Annotated in this window: 10 protein-coding genes; 6 read left to right on the top strand and 4 right to left on the bottom strand. The window is 67.0% G+C overall.

Going from position 1 to position 8,053, the window contains the following annotated elements; translation table 11 throughout:
• Nucleotides 1-99: 99 nt before the first annotated feature.
• Nucleotides 100-624, top strand: a complete 525-nt coding sequence (locus CVO77_RS19655) for a hypothetical protein (RefSeq protein ID WP_106000524.1) — start codon at nucleotides 100-102, stop codon at nucleotides 622-624.
• Here CVO77_RS19655 and CVO77_RS19650 read toward each other — a convergent pair whose 3' ends face one another.
• Nucleotides 625-957, bottom strand: a complete 333-nt coding sequence (locus tag CVO77_RS19650; protein ID WP_106000968.1) for an STAS domain-containing protein — start codon at nucleotides 955-957, stop codon at nucleotides 625-627. It lies immediately after the preceding gene.
• A gap of 126 nt (nucleotides 958-1,083) precedes the next feature.
• Between CVO77_RS19650 and CVO77_RS19645 the strand changes: the two genes are divergently transcribed.
• The 3 genes from CVO77_RS19645 to CVO77_RS19635 are packed head-to-tail and all read left to right on the top strand — an operon-like array spanning nucleotide 1,084 to nucleotide 3,255.
• Nucleotides 1,084-1,512 carry an ATP-binding protein gene (locus tag CVO77_RS19645; RefSeq protein ID WP_242446026.1) on the top strand — a complete coding sequence of 143 codons (429 nt, stop codon included), beginning with the start codon at nucleotides 1,084-1,086 and terminating at the stop codon, nucleotides 1,510-1,512.
• 48 nt (nucleotides 1,513-1,560) lie between these two features.
• Nucleotides 1,561-2,037, top strand: a complete 477-nt coding sequence (locus CVO77_RS19640) for an SET domain-containing protein-lysine N-methyltransferase (protein WP_106000523.1) — start codon at nucleotides 1,561-1,563, stop codon at nucleotides 2,035-2,037.
• A gap of 12 nt (nucleotides 2,038-2,049) precedes the next feature.
• The gene (locus CVO77_RS19635; protein WP_106000522.1) at nucleotides 2,050-3,255 is read left to right on the top strand and encodes a diaminopimelate decarboxylase; all 1,206 of its coding nucleotides are present in this window, start codon (nucleotides 2,050-2,052) and stop codon (nucleotides 3,253-3,255) included.
• Here the strand turns inward: CVO77_RS19635 and CVO77_RS19630 are convergent, their stop codons facing one another.
• Entirely contained in the window at nucleotides 3,256-4,629 is a 1,374-nt protein-coding gene (locus CVO77_RS19630; RefSeq protein WP_106000966.1) for an OprO/OprP family phosphate-selective porin, read from the bottom strand. It abuts the gene before it with no gap.
• Between the two features lie 231 nt (nucleotides 4,630-4,860).
• On the opposite strand from CVO77_RS19630, the gene CVO77_RS19625 reads away from it, so the two are divergent.
• Together CVO77_RS19625 and CVO77_RS19620 are read left to right on the top strand one after the other, a co-directional pair.
• A complete protein-coding gene (locus CVO77_RS19625; protein WP_106000521.1) occupies nucleotides 4,861-5,763 on the top strand; it encodes an SDR family oxidoreductase in 903 nt (300 codons plus the stop codon).
• A gap of 131 nt (nucleotides 5,764-5,894) precedes the next feature.
• Nucleotides 5,895-6,965, top strand: coding sequence for a hypothetical protein (locus tag CVO77_RS19620; RefSeq protein ID WP_106000520.1), 1,071 nt, complete (start codon nucleotides 5,895-5,897; stop codon nucleotides 6,963-6,965).
• Here CVO77_RS19620 and CVO77_RS19615 read toward each other — a convergent pair.
• Nucleotides 6,943-7,290 (bottom strand): DUF2794 domain-containing protein, encoded by a 348-nt coding sequence (locus CVO77_RS19615; RefSeq protein ID WP_106000519.1) that lies wholly within the window; start codon nucleotides 7,288-7,290, stop codon nucleotides 6,943-6,945. The genes CVO77_RS19620 and CVO77_RS19615 overlap by 23 nt on opposite strands.
• A gap of 12 nt (nucleotides 7,291-7,302) precedes the next feature.
• Nucleotides 7,303-8,022 (bottom strand): serine O-acetyltransferase EpsC, encoded by a 720-nt coding sequence (gene epsC, locus CVO77_RS19610; protein ID WP_106000518.1) that lies wholly within the window; start codon nucleotides 8,020-8,022, stop codon nucleotides 7,303-7,305.
• Nucleotides 8,023-8,053: the final 31 nt, after the last annotated feature.

Here is an 8,053-nt window from a genome sequence, read left to right as displayed (position 1 = left end):
GCGTCGCAATCGGCAGCGAAGGGCGCACCGCGCTTGCCGCCATGGTGACCGGCGGCGTCGGCGACATCCCGCTCCCGGCCGGGTTCCGGCTCGACGCTTATGCGCAGGCGGGCATCGTCGGGACGCGACCGCACCGACGCCGACGCCTTCGCCACTTGGCGCGGCGCGGCGTTTCCGTCGATCGATACCGCCGCCGTAGGGGCGCGGGTCGCCGCCCGGCTATGCGGCGACGCGGCCGCCGGTTGTTTTTTCGCGCTCTGCGAGAGCGAAGGTCGGGCCGCACTGATGGTCGGCCTCTGCGCCCACGAGGATGCGCGCGAGGCGCTCGCCCTGGCGGTCGCGGCGCGAAGCTTTCTCGAACGCCATTGGCATGAACGGACCACCGAGGATGCGCTGGCCGCCGTGCGCGACCGATTCGCCGCGACGCAGCTTTGTCACCTGGCCTGGAGCGAGGGCCATCCCCCGGTCGCCCCCCGCCTGCTGGCGGTCACCGATACCGGAACCGCCGCCGCCGCCGAATCCTATGTTCGCGCGACCGGCGATGCACCGCCCGCCACGACGATCGACCGGATCGAGGCGCTGCTCGAACCGAACGGCGCCCTTGCCGTCGTCGGTCCGGCCTGATCAGCCGAGCGCGGCAAGCCCCGCCGCGACATCGGCCTCGATGGCAAAGATCGGCGTGAAACCGCTGATGTCGAAAACCTCGTGGACCGCGGGCGACAGGCCGGTCAGCACCAGCCGGTGCCCCCCGGCCTTCGCCGCCTTCATCCCTTTCAGAAAGACGCGCAGCCCGGCCGAGCTGACATAGGCGACACCAGCCAGGTCCATGATCGTCGCCGGATGCTGCTGGACGCGATCGGGCAGGACCGCTTCCAGTTCCGGCGCGCTGTTGCTGTCGATCCGTCCCGATGCCGCGACCAGCCATGCGCCGTCGAGTTGCTGTTCGCTGATATCCATCATTCCGTCCCATTGCCCTTTGGCGCGCGCCGCCGCGCACCCTTATGTAGCGATTGTGAAATTTTTCCACTCGATTAAGTTGAAGCCCCGCAGGCGCAAGGCCCTGCCCCTGGATCGATCGGTGTCGTGGCGACGGAATATAACTGCACCCTGTCCGACAGCCGCGCCGGTTTGCAGGCGCTGATGGACAGCGCGGAGGCTTTTCTCGCAGGCAATGCGGTTCCCGATCGCGCCGCGGCGCAGATGCTCGTCGCGCTCGACGAGATCGTCAGCAATATCTTCGCCCATGGCGCCCGTGAGGGCGAGCCGACCGTCACGGTCGCGCTGCACGTCGCCGAGGGGCGGATCGCGGGCGAGATCGTCGACGACGGCATCGCGTTCAACCCGCTCGCGGCGGCGGCGCCCGACACCGGCCTGGCGATCGAGGACCGTCCGATCGGCGGGCTCGGCCTTCATATCGTGCGCGCGACGATGGACGATATCCGCTATGATCGCGATCACGGACAGAACAGGCTACGATTCCATAAGATATTCGCGCTAAACGATTCGGATTAGGGGCCGCGGCGCCGCCTGTGGGGGCACGGCGCGATCGGGGGGTGGTGAATGTTCAGTTCGTCGTGCAAGTTCGTGCCCGACCCGGCGGCGCCCGCGCCGCTGCTCGCGGTTTGTCGCGACGCCGCGCTGGGCCTGTGCGTCCGGGCGCTGCACGACTGCGCACCGGGAAGCGTCATCGAGAGTTTCGACGGCGACATCGGCCCGCGCGTCTCGCAGCACAGCCTGCAGGTGCGACCGGGGCGGCACATCGCGGGAACGCGGCATATCGGCTATCTGTCGCACGCCTGCGACCCCAATTGCCGCCTCGACATGACGCGCTTTGAACTGGTGGCGCTGCGCGCGATCGCGGCGGGCGAGCTGCTCTCGATCGATTATGCCGCGACCGAGGACAGGCTTTACGCGCAATTCGCCTGCGCTTGCGGCGCCCCCGGCTGCCGCCGCTGGATCACCGGACGCGACGAGGCGATCAGCCCGGTCGGCGCCCGCTTCCTCGCGGCGCAGGGCGGCGCGGTCGCGCCCGTCTGACCGGCCCGGGCGATGACAAGCCATTGGTGGGAGCGCGACGATCTTCGCTATGAGGCCGGTCAGCTGACCTTCGCGGGCCATGACGTCGCGGCCCTCGCCGCGGCGGCGGACGGCCCGCTCTACCTCTATTCCGCCGCCCGCGTCCGCGCCAATCTCGCGCGGCTGCGCGCCGCGTTCGCCGAAACCGGCCGCGCGCATCGCGTCTATTATGCGATGAAGGCCAACCGTCATCCGGCGCTGCTCGCGATGCTCGCCGGGACGGGGCAATGCGGCATCGACATCTGCTCGCCGCGCGAACTCGATCAGGCGCTCGCCTGCGGTTTCGGCGCCGACCGGATCAGCTTCACCGGCACCGGCGTCTCGCGCCGCGATCTCGACGCGCTGCTGGTGCACGACGGCCTCGTCATCAATTGCGATTCGATCGGGATGATCCGCCGCATCGGCGAACGCAGGCCCGGACGCGCGATCGGCATCCGCGTCAATCCGGCGCGCGGAGTCGGCTATGGCGACAGCGAACGCCTCACTTACGCAGGCGCCCGGACCACCAAATTCGGTATCTATCGCGAACAATGGGCGGAGGCGCTCGCCGCCGTCCGGGCGCATGATCTTCGCGTCACCAGCCTGCATTTCCACGTCGGCTGCGGCTATCTCGACGACCAGCTCGGCGATTGGGAAGCGGCGCTGGCGGCGGGCCTCGCCTTTCTCGCCGACCTTCCCGACGTGCGCGTCGTCAATATCGGCGGCGGGCTGGGCGTGCCGCACCGCGCGTCGGACCGGCCGCTCGGTCTCGCGAAATGGGCGGCGCTGCTCCGGCGTCATTTTGCGGGTCGCACGGTCGAAATCGCAGTCGAGCCGGGCGATTATCTGGTCAAGGATGCCGGGATGCTCCTGCTCGAAGTCACCAATGTCGAGCGCAAGCAGGACACGCTGTTCGTCAGCGTCGACGGCGGTTTCAACCTGCATCCCGAACCGGCCTTTTACGACCTGCCCTGCGAGCCCGTGGCCTGCGTCCCGCGCACGGCCGACCCCGCGTCGTTCCAGCGCTGCACCATCGCGGGCAATATCAACGAAGCGCTCGACCTGTGGGCCGAGGACGCCCTGCTCCCGCCGCTCGCGGAGGGCGACGTCCTCGCCCTGCTCAACGCCGGTGGCTATGGCGCCGCGATGAGTTCGGATCATTGCATGCGCGGAATTTTCCGCGAAACCCTGCTCGCCTGATCAGAAATCGAACTGCGTCCGCAGCCCGAAGGCGTCGGCCGAATAGTCGCGGTCGCCGGTCACCGTGCCCAGCGCGGCATCGTCGACCATCAGATGGCCGTAATTGGCGGTCAGCCGGACGTAAGAGATCGGCGCCCAGACCAGCGAAACGCCCAGCGTCCGCTGGCGCCCGCCGACGATCCCGGCATCGTTCAGGTCGAGATGGTCGTAGCGCGCGTTGATCTCGATCGCCCCCGGACCGCCCTCGGTGATCGGGCGTTTCGGCGACAGGCGATCGAATGCGCCGTCCTTATACCCGCGGCTGTCGCCGCGCGTCAGGACATAGCCGACCTCGGCATAGCCGCCAAAGAAGGTCGGGTTGGCGAAACCGGGGCGGCTCGCCTTTTGCCAATAGGCTTCGCTCGCAACGTGGAACGGCCCGCGCAGCACCGCGCCCTCCAGCCCCAGCCCGCGTTCGCTCGACACGGCAAAGACGCCGGTATCGACGAGGCGGGCGTCGGTCGTGTGAACGAACGGTCGCGGCGCGTAGCGCACCCCGCTCGGCCCGTCGTTGAGCTGGCGCCAATGCGCCGATCCGGCGAGATGCAATTGCGTATCGCCCAGGCGGGGCATCCACACCGCGCGCCCGTCGAGACTGAAACTGTTGTTCGTATCGCTCAGCAGGTCATTGGCATTGTCGCCGAATATCCCGCCCTGAAGCAGGAACGCCTTGCCCTTATATTGCCCCGACAGGCCGACGCGGCGCTTGAAATTGAACGCCTGGGTAAAGGCCGCGCGCTCGGTAAAGCTGTTGAACAGGTCGCTCGTCAACTCGTCGAGCGACCAGAAGGGCTTGATCTGGCCCGCGGTGACCGAGAAAGGCCCCGGACCATAGGTGAGATAGACATCGGCCAGCTCGACCCCGCTGTTCGCGAAGTCGGCCTCGGCCCGATAGGCGAACCCGCCCGGAATCTTGCCGTCGACGCCCAGATAGATGCGGCGAAATTCGGTCGCGACACCGCCGCGCGTGTTGGTCACGCCCGCGGGCGCGTCGATGCTCGCGACATCGACCTGCATCCGGCCGCGCGGCTTGAAGCTCCAGCCGTCGGCGGTCTTGAGTTCGGGGGCGCCCTTCCAGACGATTTCAGTCGCGGGCTTCGCCGCCGCCGCCGGGGCGGCGGGCGCGGGGGAGGCGGGCGCCGCGACCGGCGGCGGCGCCGGTTGCCCCATCGCGGCGTCGAGCCGGGTCTCGAGCATCTGCACCTGCCCCTTCAGCGCCGCGATCTGCGCGCGCAGGTCCGCGGCTTCCTCGGCGGTCATGGCCTGGGCGTGGGCAGCAGTCGGCAGGGTGAAAAGCGTCGTCGCCAGCAGGGCGGCGGTCAGGGCGTGGCGCATCGGCGAATTGCTCCATAGCATAAGGTGACAATCGCTGGGCTGTTATGACCGGCAGATGACAGTTGCACGTCATTTCGATGACATTTTTGTTTCATCATGCGTTTTCACGCGCCCCCAATCGCCCTATTGCCTGCCCGCTGCGAACGGTTAAGGACGGGCAAGTTTTTTTGGCCAGCTTTCTTGGCCAGTTTTTTCGGGCAACCGTTCGGCTGCCCCCTTCGGGAGATCATCATGACGATCAAGTTTGACGGGCGTGTTGCCATCGTGACCGGCGCGGGCGGCGGGCTCGGCCGGGCCTATGCCCTCGAACTCGCGCGGCGCGGCGCCAGGGTCGTGGTCAACGACCTCGGCGGATCGCGCGACGGCACCGGTCATTCGGACGCCGCACTGGCCGTCGTCGAGGAAATCAAGGCGGCGGGCGGCACCGCCATGTCGAATGGCGGCAGCGTCACCGAATATGACCATATGGTCGAAATGGTCGCCAAGGCGAAGGCCGACTGGGGCAGCGTCGACATCCTGATCAACAACGCCGGCATCCTGCGCGACAAGAGCTTCGCGAAGATGGAGCCCGCCGATTTCGACCTTGTCGTCCAGGTCCACCTGCTCGGCAGTGCGAACGTCACCAAGGCGGTGTGGGACATCATGCGCGAGCAGGCCTATGGCCGCATCCTGATGACCGCGTCGTCGACCGGCCTTTATGGCAATTTCGGCCAGGCCAATTATGGCGCGGCGAAGCTGGGCCTCGCGGGGTTGACCAAGACGCTCCACCTCGAAGGCGCGAAATATAATATCCGCTGCAACACGATCGCGCCGGTCGCGGGCACGCGGATGACCGAGGATATTTTCCCGCCCGAATTGTTCGAGAAATTCACGCCGGAAAATGTCGTCCCCGCTGCGCTCTATCTGGTCAGCGAGGATGCCCCGACCAACATGATCGTCGGCGCCGGCGCCGGCGCGTTCCACGCCGCCTATGTCACCATGACCCCCGGCATCGCGCTGCCCGAGGGCGAGCGCACCCCCGAAGGCGTCGCCGCCGCCTGGGACAAGATCATCGACCGCAAGGGCGAGACCGTCCCGCAGTCGGGCGCGGAGCAGTCGATGGCGGTGATGAAGGCGTTGCAGGCGCTCGGCTGAGATTTATCCGTCATCCCGGCAAAGGCCGGGATGATGGGACTGCGATTGGCGCCGCACTGTATTGACACACCAATACGCCTATGCCATATTCCAGGCGGGGCAAGGGGATCGGTCTAAGAAGGACGACCCCGATGTATAGTGAAAGCGACCTGCAAGCCGCGGTCGATGCGAAAGTGATGACGCCGGAGGCCGCGCAGGCCTTTCGGTCGCACGTCGCGTCGGTGCGCGCCGCCCCCGGAGCGGACGAGGAATCCTTCCGCCTGATCACCGGCTTCAACGACATCTTCGTCAGCATCGCCGCGGTGATCCTGCTCGTCGCGGTCGGCTGGATCGGCGAATCGATCCACCCCGCCCTCGCCGGGGTCTTCGTCGCCGCATCGGCGTGGGGCCTCGCCGAATATTTCACGAGGCTGCGCCGTATGGCGTTGCCCAGCATCGTGCTTGTCCTTGCCTTTGCGGGCGGCGTGCTCGGTTCGATGATCGGGTTCCTCGTCAAGCATGGCGAGGCGATTTTCGGCCATCAGCCGGCTGAATCGACGATGGCGATCGTCGTCAGCGCGATGGCGTTGATTACCGCCGGCGCGACCTGGCTGCACTGGCAACGGTTCATGGTGCCGATCACCGTCGCCGCCGGAACCGCCGCCATCGCCGCGACTGCGGTCGCGCTGGTCCTGTCCATATTCGGCGTGTCGACATCGCCCGACCTCGTCATGACGCTGGTGCTGATCGCCGGGCTCGGCGTCTTCACGCTCGCCATGTGGTGGGACCGCAGCGACCGGGTGCGCCAGACGCGGCGCAGCGACGTCGCCTTCTGGCTCCACCTGCTCGCGGCGCCGATGATCGCCCACCCGATCTTTCACCTGCTCGGCGTGACGCGCGGCGACGATATCGGCAGCGGCGCCGCGGTGATGGTCGTCGGCATCTATATCCTGTTCGGGCTGATCGCGCTGGCGATCGACCGCCGCGCGCTGCTCGTCTCGGCGCTCGCCTATGTGCTGTTCGCGATGACGCAGCTTTTCCGCACCTTCGGCGCGGTCGAACTCAATGTCGCGCTGACCGCGTTCGTGATCGGATCGGCGCTGCTGCTGCTCTCGGCCTTCTGGCAGAATGCCCGCGCCATGGTGGTGGGGTTGCTGCCCGCGAATCTGGCGAACCAGCTTCCCGCGACGGTGCGGGCCGTCAGCCCGATACCAGCTTCATAAGCTTGCGTTCGACGGGGGCGAGCACATTGGTTAGCTCGTCCCCGCGTTTCAGGATCGCCCCGGCTTCGGAGACAAGGGCCCACATGCCCTGTCGGCTCCGCAAGGCGGGGCGTTTTTCGATGCGGTATTCGGGGCGCTCGGCGGCGCGGCGAAAGGCTGAGAAGATCGCCGCATCGCGGTGGAAATCCATCGCATAATCGCGCCAATGCCCCGCCGCGACCATCCGGCCATAAAGATCGAGAATGCGCATAAGTTCGATGCGCTCGAAACCGGTCTGCTGCGACGCCGCCCGATTGGCGAACGGCAGAGGCGTCACCGTCCCCATGGATTCGCGTTCCTAGGCGCTTTTCCGGCTCCCTTTGCGCTGCGGCGCGTCGGTCTCCTCTTTGCGCGCATCGCGCTCGGCGATCAGCATCGCGAGCTGTTTTTGCATCTGTTCGAGCTGGCATTGCAGCAATTCGACCTTCTGCGTCGCGGGGTCGAAGCTTTCGTTGCACGGCGTCCCATAAGGCACGAACTCGCGCGCATATTCGGTTGCATCGAGCAGGGTCGAGCGCGCCGGGATGCCGACCATCACCGCGCCCTCGGGCACGTCCTTGGTCACCACCGCATTGGCGCCGACGCGCGCGCGCGGCTTGACGATGACCGGCCCAAGAATCTGCGCGCCCGACCCGACGATCACATCGTCGCACAATGTCGGGTGGCGCTTGCCGCCGACGCCGTTGGCGGGATCGGTGCCGCCCAGCGTCACATCCTGATAGATCGATACATTGTCGCCGATCTCGGCCGTTTCGCCGATCACGACGCCGAAACCATGGTCGATGAACAGGTGGCGGCCGATCTGCGCGCCCGGATGGATGTCGATTCCGGTCATCCAGCGCGCGAAATGATTGACGAAGCGCGCGAGGAAGAACAGGTCGGCCTCGAACAGCCAGTGCGCGATGCGGTGCATGCCGACCGCGAGCAGCCCCGGATAGAGCAATATTTCCCAGCGCGACCGCGGCGCCGGATCGCGCGCCTTGATCGAATCCAGATAGGCGATCAGCCCGTTGAACATCGCGTCTATCCCCTGCGACCCTATTTCTGTA

Origin of the sequence: Sphingopyxis lindanitolerans (genome assembly GCF_002993885.1) — a bacterium.
Taxonomy (GTDB): Bacteria; Pseudomonadota; Alphaproteobacteria; order Sphingomonadales; family Sphingomonadaceae; genus Sphingopyxis; species Sphingopyxis lindanitolerans.
Note: the sequence above shows the minus strand (reverse complement) of the source record. Positions and strands in the feature narration are given on the sequence as shown.